Here is a 24,378-nt window from a genome sequence, read left to right as displayed (position 1 = left end):
AGTAGGACGCCGCCGAACAATCTTTCAAGGACCCTTGGTCCCAGCGTTCATGCTGGGACCAAGGGTCCTTTTTTGTTTGTACTTGAAATTCCTCGAAGCGCGTCGGACCGCCGACTGCGCGAGAATGACTGCGGTACCCGAAGACAGGAGCCATGCCGATGTCCACCAACTCCTCCGACGATCGTCCGGAGCGCGAGCCGCGTCGTAGGGACGGTGACCGAGGCGGCTTCCGGCGTGACGACCGTGGGCCGCGGCGGGATGACAACCGTGGCGGCGGGTTCCGCCGTGACGACCGGCCGGCGTTCCGGCGTGACGACCGCGACCGTGACCGCGGACCGCGTCGAAGCGACGACCGCGGCGGGTTCGGCACCCGTGACGACCGTGGTGGGCGCCCCGCTGGTGGCGGCTTCCGACGCGATGACCGCGACGACCGCGGCGGTTTCCGCCGTGACGATCGGCCCGGTTTCCGCCGGGACGACCGCCGGGACGACCGCCGTGATGACCGCCGGGACGACAATCGTGGCGGCGGCGGGGGCTTCCGGCGCGATGACCGGCGTGACGATCGGCGGGACGATCGGCGGGACGACCGACCCGGGTTCCGCCGTGACGACCGGCGTGACGATCGGCGGGACGACCGGCCGGGGTTCCGGCGCGATGACCGACCCGGCTTCCGTCGTGACGACCGGCGTGACGACCGGCCCGGGTTCCGTCGTGACGACCGGCGTGACGACCGACCCGGCTTCCGTCGTGACGACCGGCGCGACGACCGACCCGGCTTCCGCCGTGACGACCGGGATCGTGACCGTGACCGGGACCGCGGTGGCTTCCGGCGGGCCGGGGACCGGCCCACGTTCCCGAGGGACGACCGTGCGCCGCGGCGGGACGACCGGGATCGTGACCGTGACCGGGCGCCGCGTCGCGACGACCGGGATCGCGGTGGGTTCCCGCGCGACGACCGCATGCAGCGCAGGGACGACCGCCGTGACGACCGCGATCGCGGTGGGTACCGGGGCGGGCGCGACGACCGGGCCAGGGGGCCGCGTCGCGACGACCGCGACCGCGACCGGCGTGGTTTCCGCGGGCGGGACGACCGTGGCGGGTTCCGGCGTGACGAGCGTGAGCGTGAGCCGATCAAGCGGCTTCCGATCCCGGAGGACGTCACCGGCGACGAGATCGACAAGGATGTGCGGCAGGAGCTGATGAGCCTGCCCAAGACCCTGGCCGAGGACGTCGCGAGGAACCTCGTGATGGTCGCCAAGCTCATCGACGAGGACCCGGAGCAGGCGTACGCGTACTCGCGTATCGCGCTGCGGCTCGCCTCGCGTGTGGCCGCCGTGCGGGAGGCCGCCGGCTTCGCCGCGTACGCGACGCAGAAGTACGCCGAGGCGCTCGCCGAGTTCCGGGCTGCGCGGCGGATGACCGGCAGCGTGGAGCTGTGGCCCGTGATGGCGGACTGCGAGCGCGGGCTCGGCCGGCCCGAGCGGGCGCTGGCGATGGCCGGTGAGCCCGAGGTGCAGAAGCTCGACAAGGCGGGCCAGGTCGAGATGCGGCTCGTCGTCGCCGGGGCCCGGCGGGACATGGGGCAGCTGGATGCCGCCATCGTGACCCTGCAGAGCCCGGAGCTGGCGTCCAACTCCGTCCAGCCGTGGACCGCGCGGCTGCGGTACGCGTACGCCGACGCGCTGCTGGAGGCGGGCCGCGAGGACGAGGCGCGGGAGTGGTTCGCCAAGGCGCTGGAGGCCGACAAGGACGGCGCGACCGACGCGTCGGACCGTCTTGCCGAAATGGACGGTGTCGAGTTCCTCGACGCTGCTGTGGAGGACGAGGACCAGGACGCCGAGCAGGACGCGGTCGAGGGCGACGAGCGCTGATCGTCCGTTGCGCTGATCGGCACCGATGACGAGAGGAGGGCGGCACCCCGCGGGGTGCCGCCCTCCTCGTGTTCCGGCTGCTGTGTCAGTCCAGGGTGAGGCTGCGGAGTACCAGGCCGGTCGCCGGCTTCGGGCCGAAGGACGTCGACTTCCGGGGCATCGTGACGCCTTGACGGGCGAGGTCACGGACGACGTCCTCGCGCACCGGATGCATCAGTACCGCCGTGCCGCCGCGGCGTGCGGCCTGGGTGACGGTGGCCTCCGTGTCGTGGATGTACGCGATGTGCTCGGGGGTGTCCGGGATGTTCCAGATGTGGTCGAGCAGCGTGGCGTGCAGGACCGTCGCGTCCAGGGTGCGCCAGGATTCCGGCCGGTCGGCCGGAACCGTACGGGCCACGAGGGCGGGGTCGAGCCGGTCGATCAGGTGGAAGCGGCCGTCGCCGCCGGTGAGGAGGAAGGCGTTGCCCTCGGCGGCCGCCGAGGCGAGGGCCTCCATGGCCGTGGGCAGCGGTGTGCCGTCCTCCAGAGTGCGTATCCGGCAGTGGTGGTCGAGCGCGGTGAGCGCGTCCGTGACGGGGAGGCGGTTCAGCAGCCGGTGGATGGCACGGACCTGCAGGGGGTAGCGGGCCGTGTCCACGAGGAGGACCAGCCCGTAGTTCCAGGGGCCGGGCTCGGGGTGTTCCTCGCGCAGCCGCAGGTACGTCGCCCAGCGGTGGTGGCCGTCGGCGATCAGGGCCTGGTGGTGGGCGAGGTCGTCGGCGATCTCGGCGATGTCCGACGGGTCGGTGACCGCCCACAGGCGGTGGCTGAAGCCGTCCTCGGTGGTGGTCGCGAGGAGAGGGGCCCGTAGCGCGGTGCGTTCCATGACGGCGGTCGCGCCGGTGGCGGTGCCGTTGCCGCGGTAGGTGAGGAGCAGCGGCTCCAGGTTGGCGGTCGTCGTGCGCATCAGCGCGGCACGGTCCTCGACGACGTGCGGCATGACGTCCTCGTGGGGCAGCACGACCCCCTCGGCCGGGGCGGAGAGCTCCAGTGCGCCGATGAGACCGCGCTGGAGCAGGTCGCCCTTGCGCTGCTCGTACACGTACAGGGCGGGCTCGGGGTCGGGGGCGAGAATGCCTTCGGCGAGCCAGCTGTCGAGCGTCTGGGCCGCCTGGCGATGGCGGGCGCCGTTGGTGGCGGCCTGCGGAAGGATCAGCCGGACGATGTTGTGGGGGTCGGCCGATTCGAGGTGGTGCAGGCCGTCGGGCCGTACGACCACGTCGTACGGCGGGGAGGTCACCGCGGCGAGACTCCCGACCCGGTGGGCGTCGTAACGCAGCCCGCGGAAGGGGAGCAGGTGCAGACCGTCGTTGGCCGCAGGACCCGTGCTGTTCATCCCAGCATCGTATGTGGGGTGGGACATGAGCGATGATCGGGGGAGCGGCTTTGAGGCAGATCGGCGTGCGGCTCCGGCAGGGCGGGGTCAGGCCGGAATCGGGCGTACGACGTCTCGGGGTTCGTGTTCGTGGGTCAGTGGCTTCCAGGGAGGACGGCGGGACATGGGGCAGCAGCAGGGTGACGGCGGCAGGACCCGGCCGGGCGGCAGTGCGATCGCCTTGAGCGAGGCGTACGACACCGCGCTGCTGGATCTGGACGGTGTCGTGTACGCGGGCGGGGAGGCGATCGCGCACGCCGTGGAGGCGCTGGAGGCGGCGCGTGCCGGGGGGATGCACCTCGCGTACGTCACGAACAACGCGCTGCGCACGCCCGAGGCGGTGGCCGCGCACCTGACGGAGCTCGGTGTACCCGCCGACGCCACGGACGTGATCACCTCGGCGCAGGCGGTGGCGCGGCTGATCGCGGAACAGGTGCCCCGGGGGTCCCGGGTGCTGGTGATCGGGGGCGAGGGGCTGCGGGTCGCGCTGCGCGAGCGCGGGCTCGAGCCGGTCGAGTCCGCGGACGACGAGCCGGTGGCCGTGGTGCAGGGGTACGGGGGGCCGGAACTGCCGTGGGGGCGGTTCGCGGAGGCGTCGTACGCGATCGCGCGCGGGGTGCCGTGGTACGCGTCCAACACCGATCTGACCATCCCGGGCGCGCGGGGGATCGCGCCGGGGAACGGCGCGGCGGTGGAGGTCGTACGGATCGCGACGGGCGCGCAGCCGCAGGTGGCGGGCAAGCCGCTGCCGCCGATGCACCGCGAGACGATCCTGCGGACGGGTGCGCGGCGGCCGCTGGTGGTGGGGGACCGGCTGGACACCGACATCGAGGGGGCGTTCAACGGTGGCGTGGATTCGATCCTCGTGCTGACGGGTGTGACGGACCCGGCGCAGTTGCTGGCTGCGGTGCCCGAGCACCGGCCGACGTACGTGGACGCGGACCTGCGGGGGCTGTTGACGGGCCAGCCGGAGGTGACGGCGGCGTCCGGCGAAGCGGCCGGCGGGTTCGTGTGCGGCGGCTGGACCGCGTCGGTGAGCGGGGGAGCGCTGGTGCTGGAGGGCGAGGGCGGTCAACCGCTGGACGGGCTGCGGGCGTTGTGCGCGGCCGCGTGGACGCAGGCAGGGTCCGGAGCGTGCGGCCTGGACGCGGGGAAGGCGCTGGCGCGGCTCGGGTGGTGAGGGCGGTCCCTGCTCCTGGACCGGCGGGACGAGGCGGCCGGTCAGCGGCCCGCCGGCCCCGAGGGGATCTTGGATGGGGCTCCGGTGCAGGGTAGGCTAACCTAACCGGGTGTTGGTCCAGAGTCCTTCCGAAGTGAGCGCGGAGCCGGTATCCGCCACGCAGCAGCCGCGCAGGCGTCATTCCGTGCGCGCGGTGGGGCTGCTGGTGTCCGTCGGGGTCCTGCTGCTGGTGTGTGTCGCGAGCATCGTGGTCGGCGCCAAGCCGGTCCCGGTGGGGGACGTGTGGCACGGGCTGTTCCACAACTCCGGCACCGGTACCGACGTCGTCATCGCCGAACTGCGCGTGCCGCGCACCGTGATGGGGCTGATCGTCGGCGTCGCGCTCGGGCTGTCGGGGGCCGTGATGCAGGCGCTCACCCGCAACCCGCTCGCCGAGCCCGGCCTCATGGGGGTCAACGCGGGCGCGGCCGCCGCCGTGGTCACCGCCATCAGCTTCTTCGGCGTCACGTCGCTCACCGGCTACGTGTGGTTCGCGTTCGCCGGAGCCGCTCTCGTCTCCGTCCTCGTGTACCTGCTCGGCGGCAGCCGCAGCGCCAACCCCGTGCGGCTCGCGCTCGCCGGGACGGCCGCCACCTTCGCCCTGTACGGGTACGTCAACGCCGTACAGCTGCTGGATGCCGCCGCACTGGACCGGCTGCGGTTCTGGACCGTCGGGTCGCTCGCCACCGCCGACATGGACACCGTCCGCAGGGTCGCCCCCTTCGTCGCCGCCGGGGTCGTCCTCGCGCTGCTGATCGCCCGGCCGCTGAACGCCATGGAGATGGGCGACGACACGGCCAGGGCCCTGGGCGCCCACCTGAACCGCACGCGCGTGCTCGCGATGGTCGCGGTCACGCTGCTGTGCGGCGCCGCGACCGCCGCCTGCGGGCCCATCACGTTCGTGGGACTGGCGGTGCCCTATCTCGTACGGGCCCTCACCGGTCCCGACATGCGGTGGATCCTGCCGTACGCGGCCGTGCTCTCGCCCGTCCTGCTCCTGGGCGCCGACGTCATCGGCAGGGTCGTGGCCCGGCCGTCGGAGCTCCAGGTGGGCATCGTCACCGCGGTCATCGGCGGCCCCGTCTTCATCCACCTCGTACGCCGCAAGAGGATGGCCCAGCTGTGAAAGCCATACGCATGCCCGGTGGGCTGTCCGTACGGGTCGAGCCGCGCGGCGCCGCCGCCGTCGCCGGCCTGGTCCTGGTCACCCTCGCGGCCGGGATCGTCCTCATCGGCAGCGGGGACTTCCCGATCGCCCCCGCCGACGTCGTCGCCACGCTCCTCGGCGACGGCACCGTGGCGCAGGAGTTCGTGGTCCAGGACCTGCGGCTGCCGCGGGTCCTCGTCGCGGTGCTCGTCGGCGCGGCGCTGGGCCTGGGGGGCGCGGTCTTCCAGTCCCTCACCCGCAACCCGCTCGGCAGCCCCGACATGCTCGGCTTCGGGCAGGGCGCGACCGTGGGCGCGCTCACCGTGATCGTGGTGTTCCAGGGGGACGCCACCGCGGTCGCCGCCGGAGCCGTCGTCGGCGGGCTGGTGACCGGTGCCGCCGTCTACCTGCTGGCCTGGAAGCGCGGGGTGCACGGCTTCCGGCTGGTGCTCGTCGGCATCGGCGTGGCGGCCATGCTGACCGCCGTCATCCACTACCTGCTCACCAAGGCGAACCTGGTCGACGCCACCCGCGCCACCGTGTGGATGACCGGCTCGCTCGAGGGCCGGGACTGGACCCAGTTCCGGCCGCTGCTGGCGGTGTGCTGTGTCCTCGTGCCGGTGGTGCTGGCGTACGGCCGTCCGCTGCGCATGCTGGAGATGGGTGACGACGCGGCGTACGCGCTCGGGGTGAAGGTCGAGCGCACGCGCATGGTGCTGATGGGCTCCGCGGTGCTGCTGGTGGCCGCCGCCGCGGCCGCGGCCGGCCCGATCAGCTTCGTCGCACTGAGTGCCCCGCAGGTCGCCCGCCGCCTCACGCGCACGCCCGGACCCAACCTGGCCGCCTCCCTGCTGACGGGCGCCGCCCTGCTGCTGATCGCGGACTGGGCGGCCACCGGCGCCTTCGGCGACCGACAGCTCCCGGTGGGCGTCGTGACCGGTGTCGTCGGCGGCGTGTACCTGCTGTGGCTGCTGGTGACCGAGCGCCGGGCAGGCCGGATATGAGCCCCATGAACGACCAGAGCGACAGGAGTACCCCGTCCATGCAGCGCCAGCGGCTCAGCGCCGAATCGGTGACCCTCGCCTACGAGCAGCGGATCATCGCCCGCGACCTGTCCGTCGAGATCCCCGACAACTCCTTCACGGTGATCGTCGGCCCCAACGCCTGCGGCAAGTCGACCCTGCTGCGCGCCTTGTCCCGGATGCTGAAGCCCACCGAGGGCCGCGTACTCCTCGACGGGCAGGCCATCCACACCATGCCCGCCAAGAAGGTCGCCAGGACGCTGGGCCTGCTGCCCCAGTCGTCCATCGCGCCCGACGGCATCACCGTCGCCGACCTGGTCGCCCGCGGCCGCTACCCCCACCAGGGCCTGCTGCGCCAGTGGTCCCCCGAGGACGAGCGGATCGTCCAGGAGTCGATGGACGCGACCGGCGTCGGCGAGCTGGGGGACCGGTACGTCGACGAGCTGTCCGGCGGCCAGCGGCAGCGGGTCTGGATCGCGATGGCCCTCGCCCAGCAGACGCCGCTGCTGCTCCTCGACGAGCCGACGACCTTCCTCGACATCCAGCACCAGATCGACGTCCTCGACCTGTGCGCCGAACTGCACGAGACGCAGGGCCGCACCCTCGTCGCCGTGCTGCACGACCTGAACCACGCGGCGCGGTACGCCACGCACCTCATCGCCGTACGCGGCGGCGAGATCATCGCCGAGGGGCCGCCGTCCGAGATCGTCACCGCCGAGCTGGTCGAGCGCGTCTTCGGGCTGCGCTGCCAGGTCATCGACGACCCGGAGACGGGAACGCCGCTCGTGGTGCCGGCCGCCAGGAAGGCACGGTCCGCCGAGCCGGCGGCGGCACTGCGGCCGTGAACGCGCGGTACGGGCGGGGCCTGGCGCACGCCCGGACGTGACGGCGCGGTACGGGCGGGGCCGTGCGCACGCCCGGACGTGACGGCGACGCTCCCGGCCATGCCCGCTCTCAATGGAGCAGTGACCGCAGCCGCAGCAGGTCGCGGAAGCCCGCCTCCAGCCTGATCCGGCCGGAGGCCCAGGCCCTCGCGAAGTTCAGCTCGCCGTCCACCAGCGCCACGAGGTCGTCGCCGGCCATCGCCAGCCGGATCTCGGCGCGCTCGGGCGGCGGCCCGTCCACCCGGTCCATGACCTGGATCCGGCCGCCCGCGAGGCGGCCGGTGAAGGTGACGTCGAGGTCCGTGACGTGGCAGCTCAGCGTGCGGTCGAGCGCGGCGGCGCTGCGCACCTCGCCGTTCGCGTGCGTGAGGTTGTCCGCAAGCCGGTCCAGTGCGCCGCGGCAGTCGTCGATCGTGGCCATCGGGACCGACCGTACCGGACGGCTTCGCGGTAGCGTCTGGGCATGAGCGACGTGATGCCCGGTGCCGCCGCGGACGAGGCGGCCGAGACGCACGACCCGGCCGCGCCCGCGCCCCTCGGCGTGGAGCGCGTTCCCACCGGGCACCCCCGGGTCGACGCCGGACTGGAGCGCTTGGCCGACGCCGACCACCTCCCGGCGGACGGGCACCTGGAGGTGTACGAGGATGTACACCGGGGGCTGCGGGACACGCTGACCGAGCTCGACGCGCGCACGCCGACGCCCCCGCCGATGTCCTCGTCGTACGAACACAGGAGCTGAACCGAACGTGGCAGGAGTCGCACGCCGCCGTCTCGACGCCGAGCTGGTACGCCGCAAGCTCGCGCGCTCGCGCGAGCACGCGAGCCAGCTGATCGCGGCGGGGCGGGTGACCGTCGGCGGCACCACCGCCACCAAGGCCGCCACCCAGGTCGAGACCGCCGCCGCCATCGTGGTGGCGCAGGACGACTCCGACCCCGACTACGTCTCGCGCGGCGGGCACAAGCTGGCCGGGGCGCTCGCCGCCTTCGTACCGCTCGGCCTGAAGGTCGAGGGACGGCGGGCGCTGGACGCCGGGGCCTCCACCGGGGGCTTCACCGACGTGCTGCTGCGCGCCGGGGCCGCGCACGTCGTCGCCGTCGACGTCGGGTACGGGCAGCTGGCCTGGTCGCTGCAGAGCGATGAACGCGTCACCGTCAAGGACCGTACGAACGTACGTGAGGTGACGCTGGACGTGATCGACGGAGAACCGGTGGACCTGGTCGTGGGTGACCTGTCCTTCATCCCGCTGGGGCTTGTGCTGCCCGCCCTGGTGGGCGTGTGCGCGCCCGATGCGGACCTGGTGCTGATGGTGAAGCCGCAGTTCGAGGTGGGCAAGGAGCGGCTGGGCAGCGGCGGTGTCGTACGCAGCCCCGAGCTGCGCGCCGAGGCCGTGCGGGGAGTGGCGGCGCAGGCAGCCCGGCTGGGGCTGGGCGTGCTCGGCGTCACCGCGAGCCCGCTGCCCGGGCCGTCCGGGAACGTCGAGTACTTTCTGTGGCTGCGGGCCGGGGCGCCCGCGCTGGATCCGGCGGATGTGGACCGCGCCGTGGCGGAGGGACCTCGTTGACATCGACGACAGCAGCACCGCGCACCGTCTTCCTGTTGGCGCACACCGGCCGGCCGGCCGCGGTGCGCAGCGCCGAACTCGTCGTCCTCGGGCTGCTGCGCAGCGGCATCGGCGTACGCGTCCTGGCGGCCGAGGCGGCCGACCTGCCGCTGCCCTCGTCGGTCGAGACGGTGCCCGAGGCGACACCCGACGTGCTCGACGGCTGCGAGCTGCTCATCGTGCTGGGCGGTGACGGGACGCTGCTGCGCGGCGCCGAGTTCGCCCGCGCCTCCGGGGTGCCGATGCTCGGCGTCAACCTGGGCCGGGTCGGCTTCCTCGCCGAGGCGGAGCGGGACGACCTGGACAAGGTCGTGGACCGGGTCGTGACGCGGGCGTACGAGGTCGAGGAGCGCATGACGCTCGACGTCGCCGTGTACCAGAACGGCGACGTGCTCCACAGCGACTGGGCGCTCAACGAGGCCGCCGTCCAGAAGGTGTCCGCCGAGCGGATGCTGGAGGTCGTCCTCGCGATCGACGGCCGTCCGGTCACCGGGTTCGGCTGCGACGGCGTCATCTGCGCGACACCGACCGGCTCGACGGCGTACGCCTTCTCGGCGGGCGGCCCGGTGATCTGGCCCGAGGTCGAGGCACTGCTGATGGTGCCGATCGGGGCGCACGCGCTGTTCGCGAAGCCGCTGGTGACCACGCCCGACTCGGTCCTGGCGGTGGAGGTCGAGCCGCACACCCCGCACGGGGTGCTGTGGTGCGACGGCCGCCGCACCGTCGAACTGCCCGCGGGCGCGCGTGTGGAGGTGCGGCGCGGGGCGGTGCCGGTACGGCTCGCGCGACTGCACCACGCGTCCTTCACGGACCGCCTGGTGGCGAAGTTCGCGCTGCCGGTGTCGGGGTGGCGGGGCGCGCCGCACTGAGCCCGGCAGGGACCGGCGGCGCGTCCGGCACCGAGCCCGGCGCGGCGTCCCGCTTCGAGTCCGGCGCGGCGTCCCGCTTCGAGTCCGGCGCGGCCGCCGCACGGTGCGCCGGGCCCACTCCGGGAGTGACATCCTCCGCCGGCGCTGCCCTCACGACCTGCGGGTTCCGCGACGCGAGGCGGGGGCCGTCGCACACCGGGGTCCGGACCTCGTAAGGTCTTCTCCGTGCTGGAGGAGATGCGGATACGGTCGCTCGGAGTCATCGACGACGCGGTGGTCGAGCTGTCACCCGGTTTCACCGCGGTGACCGGTGAGACCGGCGCGGGCAAGACCATGGTGGTGACGAGCCTCGGGCTGTTGCTCGGCGGGCGCGCCGACCCCGCCCTGGTGCGGATCGGTTCGCCGTCGGCCGTCGTCGAGGGCCGGATCGGTGTGGCGCCGGGCGACGCCGTGGCGAAACGCGCCGAAGAGGCGGGTGCCGAGCTCGACGAGGGCGCGCTCATCATCAGCCGCACCATCTCGGCGGAGGGCCGTTCGCGGGCGCACCTGGGCGGGCGCTCCGTGCCGGTCGGCATGCTCGCCGAACTCGCCGACGACCTCGTCGCCGTCCACGGCCAGACCGACCAGCAGGGCCTGCTCAAGCCGGCCCGGCAGCGCGGCGCGCTCGACCGGTACGCGGGCGGCGCGGTCGCCCGGCCGCTCGCCGAGTACAGCGAGGCGTACCGGCGGCTGCGGGCCGTCTCCGCGGAGCTGGAGGAACTGACCACGCGCGCGCGGGAGCGGGCGCAGGAGGCCGACCTGCTGCGCTTCGGGCTGGCCGAGATCGAGGCCGTCGAACCGCGTGCGGGTGAGGACGCGGAGCTCGCTGCCGAGGCCGAGCGGCTCGGCCATGCCGAGGCGCTCGCGTCCGCCGCCGCGCTCGCCCACGGCGCGCTCGCGGGCAACCCCGAGGACCCGGAGGTTCTCGACGCCACGACCCTCGTCGCGGGCGCGGGGCGGGCCCTGGAGGCCGTACGGTCGCACGACCCGGCCCTCGCGGCCCTCGCGGACCGGATCGGCGAGATCTCGATCCTCCTGGCGGACGTGGCGGGTGAGCTCGCCGGGTACGCCGACAACCTGGACGCCGACCCGCGGCGGCTGGCCGCCGTCGAGGAGCGGCGTGCCGCGCTGACCTCGCTCACCCGCAAGTACGGCGCGGACATCGACGCGGTACTGGCGTGGGCCGAGGAGGGGGCGGCCCGGCTCACCGAGCTGGACGGCGACGACGACCGGATCGGCGAGCTGACGGCCGAGCGGGACGCGCTGCGCGCCGAACTGTCTGTGCTCGCGCAGGCGCTGACGGACGCGCGGACCGAGGCGGCGGCGCGGTTCGCCGACGCGGTCACCGCGGAGCTGGCGTCGCTCGCCATGCCGCACGCACGCGTGTCGTTCGCCATCCGGCAGACCGAGGACCCCGAGGGCGTCGAGGTCGGCGGCCGCACGGTGGCGTACGGGCCGCACGGCGCCGACGAGGTCGAACTGCTGCTCGCCCCGCACCCGGGCGCGCCGCCGCGGCCGATCGCCAAGGGCGCCTCGGGCGGTGAGCTCTCCCGCGTGATGCTCGCCGTCGAGGTGGTCTTCGCCGGTACGGACCCGGTGCCGACGTACCTCTTCGACGAGGTGGACGCCGGGGTCGGCGGCAAGGCGGCCGTCGAGATCGGGCGCCGACTGGCCAAGCTCGCCAAGTCCGCGCAGGTCGTGGTCGTCACGCACCTGCCGCAGGTGGCGGCGTTCGCCGACCGGCAGCTGCTGGTCGAGAAGACGAACGACGGGTCCGTGACCCGCTCCGGGGTCACGGTCCTGGAGGGCGAGGACCGGGTGCGCGAGCTGTCCCGCATGCTGGCGGGCCAGGAGGACTCGGAGACGGCACGGGCGCACGCGGAGGAACTCCTGGCGACGGCGCGAGCGGACGCCTGAGGTCCGGGCGCCTGAGGCGCGGGCACCACGGCGGCCCGCGCCGGCCGTTGCCTGCGCGCGGCTGCCCCGGCGCGGGGCCGTGCAGGTCCGGTTGCCGACGTCCGTCCTGCGCCCGGTCGCGGGGCATCACGTGGTGGCGCTCGGTGCCGTGCCGCCGCGCCGGCAAGGGACATGGGGGCGGCAGGGCGCCCGGACGGAGGGGGAGGCACTGCCGGGTCGTTGTCCGCCTGCGGTCGGCGACGCCCTGGGCGGGCTCCGGGCCCGAGCCACGGTGCAGCGGTCGACGAACGCGATCCGGCCGGCTCGCGAAGTCGCCCTTCGGCAGGCTGCCGGGCGGCTGCACCAGCCCCTGCCCGCGTGCGGCCGCGCCCGGCAGTCCGTGCCGAGGTCTCGCCCGTGTCGGCTCGCGACACCCTGCGGGGGCCGCGGGCCGGGCTCCTGAGGGGTTCGTACGGGGCCCTGGGACCCGCCGCAGGGTGCAGACGCCGTCCGGGCCGCGCGCCCCGGACTCCGGGCGGTGGCCCGACGGCGCAGACCGGGCGGGTCGGACGCCATGCGTGACCGTGGTGCGCGGCCGTACGCCCCGCCGCTTCGTGCCTCGTGCGCGCGGTCCTGTTCCGCCCCCTGAGGGGCGGTCGGGCAGGCCCTCGTAGGGTGAGGAGCATGATCGAGAAGTGCAGCAGGGTCATCGGCGGGCGCCTCGCCGTCCTCGGGATCGCCGCCGGAGTGACACGGGTCGTGTACACCGGGATGCGGCGGCGACGGGGCAGCGATCAGCGGTGGCAGCGGCAGAACCACGCGGGGCGGACCGTCGATATGTACGCCGGGCCCGCCGTCACCGTCGGCGCCCTCCTCGGGGCGATGCCGGCCGAGCGGCGGGGCGCCGCCGCGCTGGCCGTCCTCACCGCGGGTGCCTGCGGCGCGTACGACGACCGGTACGGCGACGACCGCCGCGGCTTCCGGGCGCACCTCGGCGCCCTGCGCGGCGGTGAGATCACCAGCGGCGCCGTGAAGCTGCTCGGCATCGGGGCCGCCGGGCTCGCCGCCGGCGCGCTGCTCAAGGAGCGGCCCCTGGACCAGGTGCTGGCCGGTGTGGTGATCGCCGGGACCGCGCACGCCGTCAACCTCGTCGACGTACGACCGGGGCGCGCTGTCCTCGCCGTCCTCGGGCTCGCCGCGCCCGGCCTGCTGCGCGGGCCGCTCGCCGCCGCACCGATGGGTGCCGCCGCGGCCGTCGTCGCCGACGACCTCGGCGAGCGGACCATGCTCGGCGACGCGGGCGCCCACGCGCTGGGTGCCGCGCTCGGCACCGCCATGGCCGCCGGCAGTGGTCGCATCGGCCTCGCGGTTCACGCGGCCGCGGTCGTCATGGCGGCGGTGTACGGCGACGAAGTCAGCCGATGCGCGGCTGATTCACCCATGTGAGTGATACGCGGTGCGGGGATACGCCACCGAACACGGCAACGTGGCCTCGCCGGTGCCGGAACGCGCGTGCGGACTGGCATCCTTGGGCGCGTGACACAGCTGCGTACGGTCCAAGTGCTGGGCGGCGGCAGCGCGGGCAGCAGCGCTCATGTCAGATCACTGGCCGCCGGGCTCGTGGCGAGGGGCGTGCGGGTGACCGTGTGCGCTCCGGCCGAACTGGACCACGACTACGACTATCTCGGCACCGGCGCCCACTTCGTGCCCGTGCCGCGACGCAGCGACCCCGTCGCGATCGGCGCGCTGCGCGCGGCGTGCGCCGGCGCGGACGTCGTGCACGCGCACGGGATGCACGCCGCCGTCCGGGCGGCACTGGCGCTCGGCGCACAGGCGCATCAGGGCCGTGTGCCGCTCGTCGTCACCTGGCACACGCGGACGTACGCGGAGGGCGCCCGGGCGCATTTGCTCCGGCTGATGGAGCGAAAGGCCGTGCGGACGGCGGCCGTTGTGCTCGGCACCTCGTCCGAACTCGTGGACCGGGCGCGGCGGCGCGGTGCGCGTGACGCGCGGCTCGGTCCCGTCTCCGTCCCCGCGCCGCGCCGGGGCGCCGAAGCACCCGATGGTGCCAAGGCCCGTGCGGAACTCGGCGTCATGGACCGGCCGTTGCTGATGGCGGTGGGCGCGCTGGAGCCGTACCGGGGGTACGGGACGCTGCTCGACGCCTCACGGCTGTGGCTCGGCCTGGACCCGGTGCCGCTGGTCGCCGTGGCGGGGGAGGGGCGGCAGCGGGGCGCGCTGCAGCGGCGCATCGACGCCGAGGGCCTGCCGGTGCGGCTGCTCGGCCGCCGCGACGACGTCACGTCCCTGCTGGCGTCCGCGGACGTGGCGCTCCTCCCGAGCCGCTGGGAGGCCCGCGCCCCGCTGGCCCAGGAGGCGCTGCGGCTCGGTGTCCCACTGGTCGCGACGGCGGTGGGCGGCGTTCCGGAGCTCGTCGGTGACGCGGCGGTGCTCGTGCCGCACGGCGACGCGGGGGCGCTGGCCGCGGCGGTGACGGAACTGCTCGCCGACCCGGTGCGGCGGGCGGATCTCGCAGCGGCGGGACGCGCGCAGGCGGCGACATGGCCCACGGAGGACGAGACGATCGCGCAGGTGCTGAGCGTCTACGACGAACTGTGCGGGGCGGGCTGAGGGCCTTCGGCCCCACCGGGAGTACCGCCCGTCCACGCGGCTGATCCGCCGTGGCATCCCGGCGCGAGGGGTGCCCACCGGTGAGCCGTGCCGCCGGTCCCGTGCCGTGGCGGCGGGCGCCGCCTGTCCCGTCCGCCGGGTCGCGTGACCGTCGGCCGGGTCGCGTGCCCGTCCGCCGGGTCGCGTGCTCCCGTGGCGCGCCGCGGGAGCCGCCCGTGCCCGCGCCCGGCCTGCCGTCCGCGGACACGCGCCGGGCGCGCCCCTCCGCCCCCGGTCAGGGCTCCGAGCCCTCGCCCCGGGCCGGGCGGGCCGGGCCGGCAACGTCCGCGCGGCCTCTCCTGTCGCGCGGGCCCGCCGCCCCGCCCCCGGGGACCTTCTTCGGCCTCAGGGCGTGTGGCGGCGGGCGCGGAGCGCCAGGGAGAGGGCCAGGACCGTCTGGGGGTCGTCGAGGTCCGTGCCGAGGAGGTCGCCTATGCGGGCCAGGCGGTTGTAGAGCGTCTGGCGGTTGAGGTGCAGCTCCCGCGCCGTCTCCGCCTTGCGGCCCGCGTGCGCCAGGTACGTCTCCAGCGTGGGCAGCAGCGGCGGGCGCGAGGTGCGGTCGTGGTCGCGGAGCGGGCCGATCGCGCGGTCCACGAAGGCCGCCAGGTCCGGATGGTCCCGCAGCCGCCACAGCAGCAGGTCGATGTCGAGGCGCCGCGCGTCGTACCAGGGCCGGTCCGGGAGGCCCTGCGCGGCCGTCGCCGTCTCCGCTGCGTGGCGCAGGCCCGCCGAGGCCGCGGCCCAGCCGCCCGCGACGCCCACCACCACGACCGGCGGGTGCGCCCCCGCGCGCTCGAGGCCCGCGCGCGCCACTCCCGCCCGCAGCGCCGCCGCGACCCGGTCGGCGACCGCCGTGCGCTCGGACTCGCCGCGCAGGCCCAGCAGCAGCGGCACCCTGCCCTCCACCGGCCGTACGCCCAGCAGGACGGGGACGCCCACCGAGGACAGCTCCTCCAGCACCGCGCGGGCGAGGAGGGACCAGTTGCCGGAGGGGGAGAGTTCCGAGGCGAGGCGCATCACGACCGGCAGCAGCGGGCCGTCGCCCGGCCTGAAGCCGAGCACCCGGGCCTGCGCGGGCGCGTCCTCGGCCGAGATGCGGCCCTCCGCGAGGTCCGTCAGGAAATCGCCCCGGCCCCGCGCCGCCAGCTCCTCCTCCTGCCGCGCCTGCATCAGCACCACGGCGAGGATGCCCGCAGCCCGCTCGGCGGCCATGCGGTGGACGGGCAGCAGACCCGCGGACAAGGCCGGCAGGACGAGGCGGGCGCGCACCGAGGCCGCCCCCGGGCCGCCGCCCGGCACGTCCACCAGCACCGCCCCCGCCGGCGGGCCCGCCTCCCGCGTCGCCCGCTGGCCGCGCAGCCCGTCCCACACCTGCAGCGGGTCGGCGCACGACGGTCCCGTCCCGGTGCCCGCGGCGTAGAGCAGCTGCCCGTCCGCGGTCTCCAGGAACACCGGGTTCGCGGCGAAGTCGGCGAGGATGCCCAGCACCTGCGGCACCCCGCCCCCGCCGAGTACCGCCTCCGTGCACCGCCGGTGCACCTCCTCGGCCTGCCGCAGCATCGCGTAGTGCCCGTTGACGATCTCGGTGTGGACCTCCTCCGTGACGGACACGAAGGGAACCTCCCGGTGCAGCTGCACCAGCGGCAGGCCGGCCGCCCGGGCCGTCTCCACGATCGTCGCCGGGAGGCGGGAGAACCGCGGTCCCAGCTCCACCACCAGCGCCGCGATCCCGCGCTCCGCCAGCCGCCGCACGAACGCCCGCTGCTCGGCCGGCCGCGTCCCCAGCCCCAGCCCGGTCGTCAGCAGCAGCTCGCCGCCCTTCAGCAGCGAAGCGATGTTGGGCACCTCGCCGGCGTGCACCCAGCGCACCGTGCGGTGCAGCCGGTCCGCGCCGGTCACCACCTCCGGAAGCCCTCCGCGCAGTCCGGGCAGCTCCAGCGCCCGCTGCACGGTGATTCCGCCCTGCTCGTTCATACGGCCGGACGCTACCCGCCCGCGAGTTCCGGCGACATCACACCGCGGTGACGAGCCGTCGCGCCCTGGACAACTCGTCGCTCCCGCCCGCCTATTCCGCGACCGACTGTCGATTGTGGCGTACGTCACCCCGGAGGAAGGTGTCCCGGCATGGCAGAGAACCTCTCCCGGAACCGCACCCCCGAGGTGCAGCGGCTCAAGGCAGGCTCCGTCGGGCTCGTCGGCGTCGTCTTCATGGCGGTCGCCACCGCCGCGCCGATCACCGCGATGACCGGCAACCTCCCCATCGCGGTCGGCTTCGGCAACGGCACCGGCGCTCCCGCCGGATACCTCTTCGCGACGATCGTCCTGACCGTCTTCTCCGTCGGCTACGTCGCCATGGCGAGACGGATCACCGCGGCCGGCGCCTTCTACGGCTACATCTCGCACGGCCTCGGCCGGATCGCCGGCATGGCCTCCGGCATGCTCGCGGTCCTCGCGTACATCGTCTTCGAGGCCTCCATCGTCGGCGTCTTCGCCTACTTCGCCAAGACCACCGTCGCGTCCCAGCTGGGCGTGGACCTGCCGTGGATCCTGTACGCGGCCGCCATGCTCACCGTCACCGCCGTCCTGGCGTACTTCGACATCAACCTCACCGCCAAGGCGCTCGGCGTGATGCTCGTCGCCGAGGTCGCGGTCCTGTTCGCCGTCGCCACGGCCGTGCTGCTGAAGGGCGGCGGCCCGGACGGCATCCCCCTGGAGCCCGTCGACCCCGCCAACGCCTTCACCGGCACCTCGGCCGGCCTCGGCCTCTTCTTCGCCTTCTGGTCGTGGGTCGGCTTCGAGTCGACGGCGATGTACGGAGAGGAGTCCCGCGACCCCAAGCGCGTCATCCCGCGCGCCACGCTCTTCTCCGTCATCGGCGTCGGCCTCTTCTACATCTACGTCTCCTGGATGACGATCGCCGGCAACGGCCTCGACCGCGCGGTCGAGGTGTCCGCGTCCGCGAGCCCCCTCGACCTCTTCTTCGACCCCACCCGGTCCTTCATCGGCGCCTGGGCCGTCGACGCCTTCCAGTGGCTGCTGCTCACCGGCTCCTTCGCCTGCGGCATGGCCTTCCACCAGTGCGCCTCGCGCTACCTCTACGCCATCGGCCGCGAAGGCTTCCTCCACCCCGCCCTCGGCCGTACGCACCCCGGACACGGCTCGCCCTACATCGCCTCGTACGTCCAGAGCGCCATCGCCGTCGTGCTCGTCGGAGCGTTCTGGCTCACCGGGCAGGACCCGTACATCCACCTGTACACCCTGCTCGCCATCCTCGGCACCATGGCGATCCTCATCGTCCAGACCCTGTGCTCGTTCGCCGTCATCGGCTATTTCCGCAGGAATCACCCCGAGGACCGGCACTGGTTCAGGACCCTCACCGCCCCGCTGCTCGGCGGCATCGGCATGACGGCGGTCGTCGTCCTGCTCGTGCTGAACATGGAGACCGCCGCGGGACTCGCCGCCGACTCCCTCTTCTTCGCGCTGATCCCGTGGATCGTCGGCGCGGTCTTCCTCGGCGGCCTGGGCCTCGGCCTCTACCTGCGGGCCAGGCAGCCCGAGCGCTACGAGATCATCGGCCGCATCGTCCTGGAGGACGCGGCCGAGCGCGACGACCCCACTCCGCAGCCCGCCACCCTCTGAGGAGCCGCCCCATGTCCCGTACGCCCCTGATGCGCGCCCTGCGCGACATCGCCGCCCACCGCGCCGCCGCCGACCGGCTCGGTATGCCCGTCGCCGCCGTCCGCGGCGCCACCCGCCGCGAACTCCTGCAGCGCGCCGCCGCCCTCGGCCTCGCCGCCGGCGTCGGCACCGCCGTGGCCGCCGCACCGGCCCCGGCGCGCGCGGCGACCGCGAGCGCACCCCGCATCGCCGTCGTCGGCGCCGGCATCGCCGGCCTCACCGCCGCGCTCACCCTCCGCGACGCCGGACTGGACTGCACGCTGTACGAGGCCGACCCGTCCCGGGTGGGCGGCCGCATGTGGACGCAGCGCGGCCACTGGGCGTACGGCCAGACCTCCGAGATCGGCGGCGAGCTGATCGACACCAGCCACAAGAAGATCCTCGAACTGTGCCGCCGCTTCGGCCTCCCCGTCGAGGACTTCCTCGGCGGCGGGCCCACCGGCGCCGAGGAGGTGCTGTGGTTCAACGGCGCCTACTACCCGCGCCACCAGGCCGACGAGGACTTCAAGGCCGTCCACCAGCTGCTCCACCGGGACCTGCAGGAAGCCGGCGAGGTGAGGTGGAACCAAAGCACGCCCCACGGCACCGCCCTGGACACCATGTCGATATACGACTGGATCGAGAGCCGTGTCCCCGGCGGCCACTCCTCGCCCCTCGGCCGGTTCATCGACGTGGCCTACAACGTCGAGTACGGCGCCGACACCACCGAGCAGTCGTCCCTCGCCCTCGTCCTGCTGATGGGCTATCAGACCAACCCGGGCCACTTCAACGTCTGGGGCCTGTCCAACGAGCGCTACCACATCGCCGGCGGCAACGACCGGCTCCCGCACGCCATCGCCGCCTCACTGCCCACCGGCACCCTGCGCATGGGCTGGTCCCTGACCGCCGTACGCGCGAACGCCGACGGCTCGCAGACCCTCACCTTCACCGAGAACGGCACCACCCGCACGGTCACCGCGGACCACACCGTCCTGTGCGTCCCGCTGCCCGTCCTCCAGCGGCTCGACCTCGGCCGGGCGGGCTTCGACCCCCTCATGAGGAACCTGCTGCGCGACGCGCGCATGGGCCACTGCACCAAGCTCAACATGCAGTGCGGCACCCGCCCCTGGCGCGGCACCGGCCCGTGGCCGGGCGTCTCCGCCGGGGACTGCTTCACCGACACCGACGTCCAGCAGACCTGGGACACCACCAAGATCCAGCCCGGTACGGGCGGCATCCTCATCCAGTACGCCGGCGGCACCCTCGCCCGGGGCCTCAGCCCCGCCGGGCCGTTCTCCACCGAGTCCGACCCGTACGTCCGCGACCTCGCCGCCCGCCGCCTGCGCGGCATCGACGCCTTCTTCCCCGGCACCTCCCGGGCGTGGACCGGCCGCGCCCAGCTCTCCGCCTGGCACCACAACCCGTACACGCTCGGCGCCTACTCGTACTGGCCCGTCGGCTACCTGCACCGGTACGCCGGGTACGAGGGCACCGCGCAGGGCAACGTGCACATCGGCGGCGAGCACTGCAGCTACGACTTCCAGGGCTTCATGGAAGGCGGCGCGACCGAGGGCGAGCGCGCCGCCCGGGAGGTGATCGCCGCCTGTTAGCCGCCGGACCGGAGCGTGTGGCTTCCGGTGAGCCGGGTCCAAGGGGCGTGTGGGAGACCCGCGTTTTCACGGACCTGCTCGGGGCCGCGGGCGGAGACGGCACCCAGTCGCGCGATCAGGCGCCCCGTGGCGAGCCGCCAGGGGGGCGTGGCGGCTGGGTGCTGCTCAGCCTGGCAGCGGCCTCTGCACGTGCTCTTGTGCGTGCTTCGACCAATTCGTCCGTGGACATCCATCCGGCGGTGGCCTTCGGCTCCGTGATCGCGGGCACCGCCCTGCTCGGTGTGGCCGGCAACTGATCGCCATTCCGGCGGTGGCCACGTTGCAGACGTTCCTCGGTACGTATGTGAAGCGGTACGACGTGGCGGATGATCCGGGGCAACAGGGCGACCGGCGTTACCCGCGCCGGGACGGTCCGTCGCTGCGGGCGGGACTGCGTGGACTGCTGCGCCGCCGTGGTCGGTCCTGAGCGGGCTTGCGACGGTCTCGCCAGGTGCAACAGGCCCGGTGGGGTGACGATGGAGGTGTACGCCTCACCGTGCTGTTCCAGGAGGAGGCAGCGGCATGACGTATCCCTCTGATTCCTGGGGCACCGGCCCTCCGCGCGGCACCGAGCCACAAGCCGCACCCATGGCCGAGCGCCTGGGCGCCTTGGCGAACATGGGCTGGCAGATCCTGCTCACCACCGGGCTGGCCACGATCGCCCTGGGTGTCGTGGTTTTGGCCTGGCCCGAGGAGACGCTGCGGGTCGTCGGCGTGCTCTTCGGCATCTACCTGCTGGCCACCGGTGTCTTCCAGCTGGCCGCCGCCTTCGGCACCCACGTCCCCCGGCATCTTCGCGTGCTGCACTTCCTCACGGGTGCGATCTTCGTCCTGCTGGGGCTGATCTGCTTCCGGGGCACCCTGCAGTCGATCTTTCTGCTCGCTTTGTGGATCGGCTTCGGCTGGCTGCTGCGCGGCATCATGGTGACGGCAGCGGCCGCTTCCGCCGAGGACACGCCAGCACGCGGCTGGCAGCTGTTCCACGGGATCGTCAGCACTCTGGCGGGCATCGTGCTGATCGTCTCGCCGTTCACCTCGATCGGCGCACTCACCCTGGTGGTGGCCGTCATGGCCGTGGTCCTGGGGGTGGTCGAGGTGGTCCAGGCCATCAGGATGCGCGTCGAAGTCGGTCGCCTCGCTTCGGGCGGCACTGCCGCCGAGCGGCGGCCCCTGTTCCACCGCCCGCACCCCCAGCACTGACCGCGGCGCAGAATCCAAGCCTCCGCTTGGTGGCGCCCCTGGACCTGGCCGTGTGTACGGCGCGCGGTGCCCGCCCCGCTGCCGCAGCGCACGGATGTGCCGCCAACCGCCCTGACCGATGGGCCGTCGCGCCGCCGGGAGGCACCGATGTCCTACGTCAACGGGGCCGCTGAAGGCCGGCTTGAACGTGGAGAGGGGGTGCGGTAATGGCCAGCGCTCGAACGCGTGCCCGGGTGGTGATCGTGACGAATCCACGCTCGGGCGGCGGCAAGACAGCTCGTTACGGCCTGGTACCGCGGGCCGAGGACATGGGAGCCCGGGTCCGGACGACCAGTGCGGAAGGGGACGCGACGTCGCTCGCGAGGAACGCCGTCGAGGAGGGTGCCCAGGTGCTGGGGGCCGCGGGCGGCGACGGCACCGTGTCGGCGGTCGCCGCGGTGGCCGCCGAAACGGACCGGTCGCTGGTCGTGGTCCCGGCGGGCACCCGCAACCACTTCGCCCGGGACCTGGGCCTCGATCTGCGCGACCCGGCGCGGGCGCTGGACGCTCTGGTCGACGGTGAGCCCGCGCAGGTCGACCTGGGGGTGGTGGGCCCGCGTGTCTTCGTCAACAACGTCTCCTTCGGTGTGTACGCCGACGCCCTGCTGGAGCCCGGGTACCGGGAGGACAAGCCACGCGCCTTCGCCGCGGTGGCGCCCGACTACGTCAAGGGCAAGCAGTGGGTCGAGGCCCGCGTGGACACACCATGGGGGACCGTCGACTTCCCGCAAGTCGTGCTGATCTCCAACAACCCCTACCACCTGGCGACACCGCGCTGGCTGGGGCGTCGCTTCTCACTCGCCACCGGACAACTGGGCGCCATCGTCCTCAAACGCCCGGCTCAGCCGCCCCCGGACCTCCTGCGGCATCTGCGCGGCGAACTGCGACAGCACAAGCGCGGTGCCGGCCCGTTGGGCGAAGGGGGTGTCGTCTGGTCGGCTCCCTGCATCACGATGCACGGTGACGTCGGGCACCTGGACGCGGGCATCGACGGCGAAGCCGTGCGGCTTCCTCTCCCCGTCGTGTGCGGAATTCGGCAGGGTGCCCTGCGTGTGCTGCTGCCGAAGGACCGGCCGGGGCTCCCGCCCGAGCGCGCGGTGCGCCACTGAAGGCCCGCTTCCAGCAGGCATCCCCGAGGCTCAGCCCCGCCCGTGCGCGTACGAACCCGGGCGAAGCCGACGGACATGCGGGTCCTCGAGCCGCGCCGTGGGTCTCGGACCACTCTTAGATGGAAAGAGCAGGTAGTCGCGCTCGGATCGTGTCACGAGCTTGTGGTGAAGGCCTTGTGGATCTGAAAGGCGCGTCCTTCGGGGCGGCTTGACTCACCGTCGACGCGGCTCGGCATGCCCCGGTCGTACGCATTGATGACGACCTGGGCGATCCGCTACCGCCGTCAGCCCCCGTACGCGCCCGAGGCCGTCAGCCGCAGGGCCGTGTCGATCAGCGGCACGTGGCTGAACGCCTGCGGGAAGTTCCCGACCTGGCGCTGCAGGCGAGGATCCCACTCCTCCGCCAGCAGCCCCAGGTCGTTCCGCAGCGCCAGCAGCTTCTCGAAGAGCTTGCGCGCCTCGTCGACCCGGCCGATCATCGCCAGGTCGTCGGCCATCCAGAACGAACACGCCAGGAAGGCGCCCTCGTCACCCGGCAGCCCGTCCACGCCCTCCTCGGAGCCCTCGGTCGGGTAGCGCAGGATGAAGCCGTCCTCCGTGGACAGCTCCCGCTGGATCGCCTCGATCGTGCCGATGACGCGCTTGTCGTCCGGCGGCAGGAAACCGACCTGCGGGATCAGCAGCAGGGAGGCGTCCAGCTCCTTCGAGCCGTACGACTGCGTGAAGGTGTTGCGCTCCGGGTCGTAGCCCTTCTCGCACACGTCCCGGTGGATCTCGTCGCGCAGGTCGCGCCACTGCTCCAGCGGGCCGTCCGCGTCCCCCGACTCGATCAGCTTGATCGTCCGGTCGACGGCGACCCACGCCATCACCTTCGAGTGCACGAAGTGGCGGCGTGGACCGCGGACCTCCCAGATGCCCTCGTCGGGCTGGTTCCAGTGGCCCTCGAGGTACTTGATCAGCTTCAGCTGGAGCAGCGAGGCGTAGTCGTTGCGCGCCAGGCCCGTCATGTGGGCCAGGTGCAGCGCCTCGGTGACCTCGCCGTAGACGTCGAGCTGGAGCTGCGCCGCGGCGCCGTTGCCGACCCGGACCGGGGCGGAGTTCTCGTAGCCCGGCAGCCAGTCCAGCTCGGCCTCGCCCAGCTCGCGCTCGCCCGCGATGCCGTACATGATCTGGAGGTTCTCCGGGTCGCCGGCGACCGCGCGCAGCAGCCACTCGCGCCAGGCGCGGGCCTCCTCGCGGTAGCCGGTGCGCAGCAGCGAGGAGAGGGTGATCGCGGCGTCACGCAGCCAGGTGTAGCGGTAGTCCCAGTTCCGGACGCCGCCGATGTCCTCGGGCAGCGAGGTGGTCGGCGCGGCGACGATGCCGCCCGTGGGGGCGTACGTCAGCGCCTTCAGCGTGATCAGGGAGCGGACGACGGCCTCGCGGTACGGCCCGCGGTAGGTGCAGTGGTCGACCCACTCGCGCCAGAACTCGGCCGTCGCCTTCAGCGCGGCCTGCGGGTCCGGCAGCGGCGGCTGCTGGTGGTGCGAGGGCTGCCAGCTGATGGTGAACGCGACCTTCTCGCCCGCCGAGACGGTGAAATCGGAGTAGGTGGTCAGGTGCTCGCCGTGCGTCTCGGCGTCCGTGTCGAGCCACACCGAGTCGGGGCCCGCGACGGCGACCGTGCGCCCGTCGACCTTGTGGACCCACGGCACGACCCGCCCGTAGCTGAACCGCATCCGCAGCGCGGAACGCATCCGCACCCGGCCGCTGACGCCCTCCACGATCCGCACCAGCTGCGGGGCGCCGTCACGCGGCGGCATGAAGTCGGTGACGCGCACGGTGCCGCGGCCCGGGGTGTCCCACTCGGATTCCAGGATGAGCGAGTCGCCGACGTAACGCCGCCGGTCGGCGACCGCCGGTTCGGCGTCGGCGGCGTGCGCCGGCCCGATCCGCCAGAAACCGTGCTCCTCGGTCCCGAGGATTCCTGCGAAGACGGCGTGCGAATCGAAGCGGGGCAGGCACAGCCAGTCGGCCGTGCCGTCCCGGCAGACCAGCGCGGCGGTCTGCATGTCTCCGATGAGTGCGTAGTCTTCGATGCGCCCGGCCACGT

Annotated in this window: 20 protein-coding genes and 1 pseudogene; 17 read left to right on the top strand and 4 right to left on the bottom strand. The window is 73.8% G+C overall.

The features are described 5' to 3' along the window. Both IH00_RS43410 and IH00_RS43405 read left to right on the top strand, forming a co-directional pair. A partial coding sequence (locus IH00_RS43410) for a hypothetical protein (protein ID WP_234334906.1) occupies window positions 1-1,200 on the top strand: 1,200 nt, incomplete at its 5' end. Next, window positions 1,200-1,871, top strand: a complete 672-nt coding sequence (locus tag IH00_RS43405; RefSeq protein WP_031075731.1) for a tetratricopeptide repeat protein — start codon at window positions 1,200-1,202, stop codon at window positions 1,869-1,871. The genes IH00_RS43410 and IH00_RS43405, both read left to right, overlap by 1 nt. Before the next feature lie 85 nt (window positions 1,872-1,956). Here IH00_RS43405 and IH00_RS0120725 read toward each other — a convergent pair whose 3' ends face one another. Then, window positions 1,957-3,246: a DUF1015 family protein gene (locus IH00_RS0120725; RefSeq protein WP_031075729.1), complete on the bottom strand. Its 1,290-nt coding sequence runs from the start codon at window positions 3,244-3,246 to the stop codon at window positions 1,957-1,959. Between the two features lie 163 nt (window positions 3,247-3,409). Between IH00_RS0120725 and IH00_RS0120720 the strand changes: the two genes are divergently transcribed. The 4 genes from IH00_RS0120720 to IH00_RS0120705 all read left to right on the top strand — a co-directional run bounded on the left by IH00_RS0120720 (window position 3,410) and on the right by IH00_RS0120705 (window position 7,518). Continuing rightward, the gene (locus IH00_RS0120720; protein WP_031075727.1) at window positions 3,410-4,465 is read left to right on the top strand and encodes an HAD-IIA family hydrolase; all 1,056 of its coding nucleotides are present in this window, start codon (window positions 3,410-3,412) and stop codon (window positions 4,463-4,465) included. Window positions 4,466-4,574: 109 nt separating this feature from the next. Then, window positions 4,575-5,630, top strand: a complete 1,056-nt coding sequence (locus IH00_RS0120715) for a FecCD family ABC transporter permease (protein WP_031075725.1) — start codon at window positions 4,575-4,577, stop codon at window positions 5,628-5,630. A gap of 11 nt (window positions 5,631-5,641) precedes the next feature. Continuing rightward, window positions 5,642-6,655 (top strand): FecCD family ABC transporter permease, encoded by a 1,014-nt coding sequence (locus IH00_RS0120710; RefSeq protein ID WP_039947237.1) that lies wholly within the window; start codon window positions 5,642-5,644, stop codon window positions 6,653-6,655. After that, window positions 6,652-7,518, top strand: a complete 867-nt coding sequence (locus tag IH00_RS0120705; protein WP_420710894.1) for an ABC transporter ATP-binding protein — start codon at window positions 6,652-6,654, stop codon at window positions 7,516-7,518. The genes IH00_RS0120710 and IH00_RS0120705 overlap by 4 nt, the downstream gene beginning before the upstream one ends. Before the next feature lie 109 nt (window positions 7,519-7,627). Here the strand turns inward: IH00_RS0120705 and IH00_RS0120700 are convergent, their stop codons facing one another. Further along, on the bottom strand, window positions 7,628-7,978 hold the full coding sequence (locus IH00_RS0120700; RefSeq protein ID WP_031075720.1) for an SCP2 sterol-binding domain-containing protein: 351 nt from the start codon (window positions 7,976-7,978) through the stop codon (window positions 7,628-7,630). A gap of 42 nt (window positions 7,979-8,020) precedes the next feature. Here IH00_RS0120700 and IH00_RS0120695 point away from each other — a divergent pair, with 42 nt between their 5' ends. From IH00_RS0120695 to IH00_RS0120665, 6 genes are all read left to right on the top strand, one after another. Next, entirely contained in the window at window positions 8,021-8,296 is a 276-nt protein-coding gene (locus IH00_RS0120695; RefSeq protein WP_031075718.1) for a hypothetical protein, read from the top strand. Between the two features lie 7 nt (window positions 8,297-8,303). Continuing rightward, entirely contained in the window at window positions 8,304-9,119 is an 816-nt protein-coding gene (locus tag IH00_RS0120690) for a TlyA family RNA methyltransferase (RefSeq protein ID WP_031075717.1), read from the top strand. Continuing rightward, window positions 9,116-10,027 (top strand): NAD kinase, encoded by a 912-nt coding sequence (locus tag IH00_RS0120685; RefSeq protein ID WP_031075715.1) that lies wholly within the window; start codon window positions 9,116-9,118, stop codon window positions 10,025-10,027. The genes IH00_RS0120690 and IH00_RS0120685 overlap by 4 nt, the downstream gene beginning before the upstream one ends. 237 nt (window positions 10,028-10,264) lie before the next feature. Beyond that, window positions 10,265-11,983: a DNA repair protein RecN gene (recN, locus tag IH00_RS0120675; RefSeq protein ID WP_031075710.1), complete on the top strand. Its 1,719-nt coding sequence runs from the start codon at window positions 10,265-10,267 to the stop codon at window positions 11,981-11,983. Window positions 11,984-12,646: 663 nt separating this feature from the next. Continuing rightward, window positions 12,647-13,408 carry a hypothetical protein gene (locus IH00_RS0120670; RefSeq protein WP_031075708.1) on the top strand — a complete coding sequence of 254 codons (762 nt, stop codon included), beginning with the start codon at window positions 12,647-12,649 and terminating at the stop codon, window positions 13,406-13,408. 90 nt (window positions 13,409-13,498) lie between these two features. Then, window positions 13,499-14,593, top strand: a complete 1,095-nt coding sequence (locus IH00_RS0120665; protein ID WP_031075706.1) for a glycosyltransferase family 4 protein — start codon at window positions 13,499-13,501, stop codon at window positions 14,591-14,593. Between the two features lie 384 nt (window positions 14,594-14,977). Here IH00_RS0120665 and IH00_RS0120660 read toward each other — a convergent pair whose 3' ends face one another. Next, on the bottom strand, window positions 14,978-16,606 hold the full coding sequence (locus IH00_RS0120660) for a PucR family transcriptional regulator (protein WP_031075703.1): 1,629 nt from the start codon (window positions 16,604-16,606) through the stop codon (window positions 14,978-14,980). Between the two features lie 150 nt (window positions 16,607-16,756). Here IH00_RS0120660 and IH00_RS0120655 point away from each other — a divergent pair, with 150 nt between their 5' ends. From IH00_RS0120655 to IH00_RS0120635, 5 genes and pseudogenes are all read left to right on the top strand, one after another. Beyond that, window positions 16,757-18,271, top strand: coding sequence for an APC family permease (locus IH00_RS0120655; RefSeq protein ID WP_031075700.1), 1,515 nt, complete (start codon window positions 16,757-16,759; stop codon window positions 18,269-18,271). 11 nt (window positions 18,272-18,282) lie between these two features. Next, entirely contained in the window at window positions 18,283-19,899 is a 1,617-nt protein-coding gene (locus IH00_RS0120650; protein ID WP_031075697.1) for a flavin monoamine oxidase family protein, read from the top strand. A 209-nt stretch (window positions 19,900-20,108) separates the two neighbouring features. Continuing rightward, window positions 20,109-20,365, top strand: a pseudogene (locus IH00_RS40390) (AI-2E family transporter); the annotation flags it as partial. Window positions 20,366-20,460: 95 nt separating this feature from the next. Further along, a complete protein-coding gene (locus IH00_RS0120640; protein ID WP_031075696.1) occupies window positions 20,461-21,138 on the top strand; it encodes an HdeD family acid-resistance protein in 678 nt (225 codons plus the stop codon). 242 nt (window positions 21,139-21,380) lie between these two features. Beyond that, entirely contained in the window at window positions 21,381-22,286 is a 906-nt protein-coding gene (locus IH00_RS0120635; protein ID WP_234334905.1) for a diacylglycerol/lipid kinase family protein, read from the top strand. A 284-nt stretch (window positions 22,287-22,570) separates the two neighbouring features. Here the strand turns inward: IH00_RS0120635 and IH00_RS0120630 are convergent, their stop codons facing one another. Continuing rightward, entirely contained in the window at window positions 22,571-24,376 is a 1,806-nt protein-coding gene (locus tag IH00_RS0120630; protein WP_031075694.1) for a glycoside hydrolase family 15 protein, read from the bottom strand. Window positions 24,377-24,378: the final 2 nt, after the last annotated feature.

Origin of the sequence: Streptomyces sp. NRRL S-118 (assembly GCF_000716335.1) — a bacterium.
In the GTDB taxonomy this organism is placed as follows: Bacteria; Actinomycetota; Actinomycetes; order Streptomycetales; family Streptomycetaceae; genus Streptomyces.
The sequence above is the reverse complement of the archived record's forward strand: the minus strand, read 5'-3'. Positions and strand labels throughout refer to the sequence as shown.

Coding starts and splice junctions, on each gene's coding strand:
- IH00_RS43405 (WP_031075731.1), top strand. CDS start 1,200: ATGAGCCTGCCCAAGACCCTGGCCGAGGACGTCGCGAGGAACCTCGTG.
- IH00_RS0120725 (WP_031075729.1), bottom strand. CDS start 3,246: ATGAACAGCACGGGTCCTGCGGCCAACGACGGTCTGCACCTGCTCCCC.
- IH00_RS0120720 (WP_031075727.1), top strand. CDS start 3,410: ATGGGGCAGCAGCAGGGTGACGGCGGCAGGACCCGGCCGGGCGGCAGT.
- IH00_RS0120710 (WP_039947237.1), top strand. CDS start 5,642: ATGCCCGGTGGGCTGTCCGTACGGGTCGAGCCGCGCGGCGCCGCCGCC.
- IH00_RS0120705 (WP_420710894.1), top strand. CDS start 6,652: ATGAGCCCCATGAACGACCAGAGCGACAGGAGTACCCCGTCCATGCAG.
- IH00_RS0120700 (WP_031075720.1), bottom strand. CDS start 7,978: ATGGCCACGATCGACGACTGCCGCGGCGCACTGGACCGGCTTGCGGAC.
- IH00_RS0120695 (WP_031075718.1), top strand. CDS start 8,021: ATGAGCGACGTGATGCCCGGTGCCGCCGCGGACGAGGCGGCCGAGACG.
- recN (WP_031075710.1), top strand. CDS start 10,265: ATGCGGATACGGTCGCTCGGAGTCATCGACGACGCGGTGGTCGAGCTG.
- IH00_RS0120670 (WP_031075708.1), top strand. CDS start 12,647: ATGATCGAGAAGTGCAGCAGGGTCATCGGCGGGCGCCTCGCCGTCCTC.
- IH00_RS0120660 (WP_031075703.1), bottom strand. CDS start 16,606: ATGAACGAGCAGGGCGGAATCACCGTGCAGCGGGCGCTGGAGCTGCCC.
- IH00_RS0120655 (WP_031075700.1), top strand. CDS start 16,757: ATGGCAGAGAACCTCTCCCGGAACCGCACCCCCGAGGTGCAGCGGCTC.
- IH00_RS0120650 (WP_031075697.1), top strand. CDS start 18,283: ATGTCCCGTACGCCCCTGATGCGCGCCCTGCGCGACATCGCCGCCCAC.
- IH00_RS0120640 (WP_031075696.1), top strand. CDS start 20,461: ATGACGTATCCCTCTGATTCCTGGGGCACCGGCCCTCCGCGCGGCACC.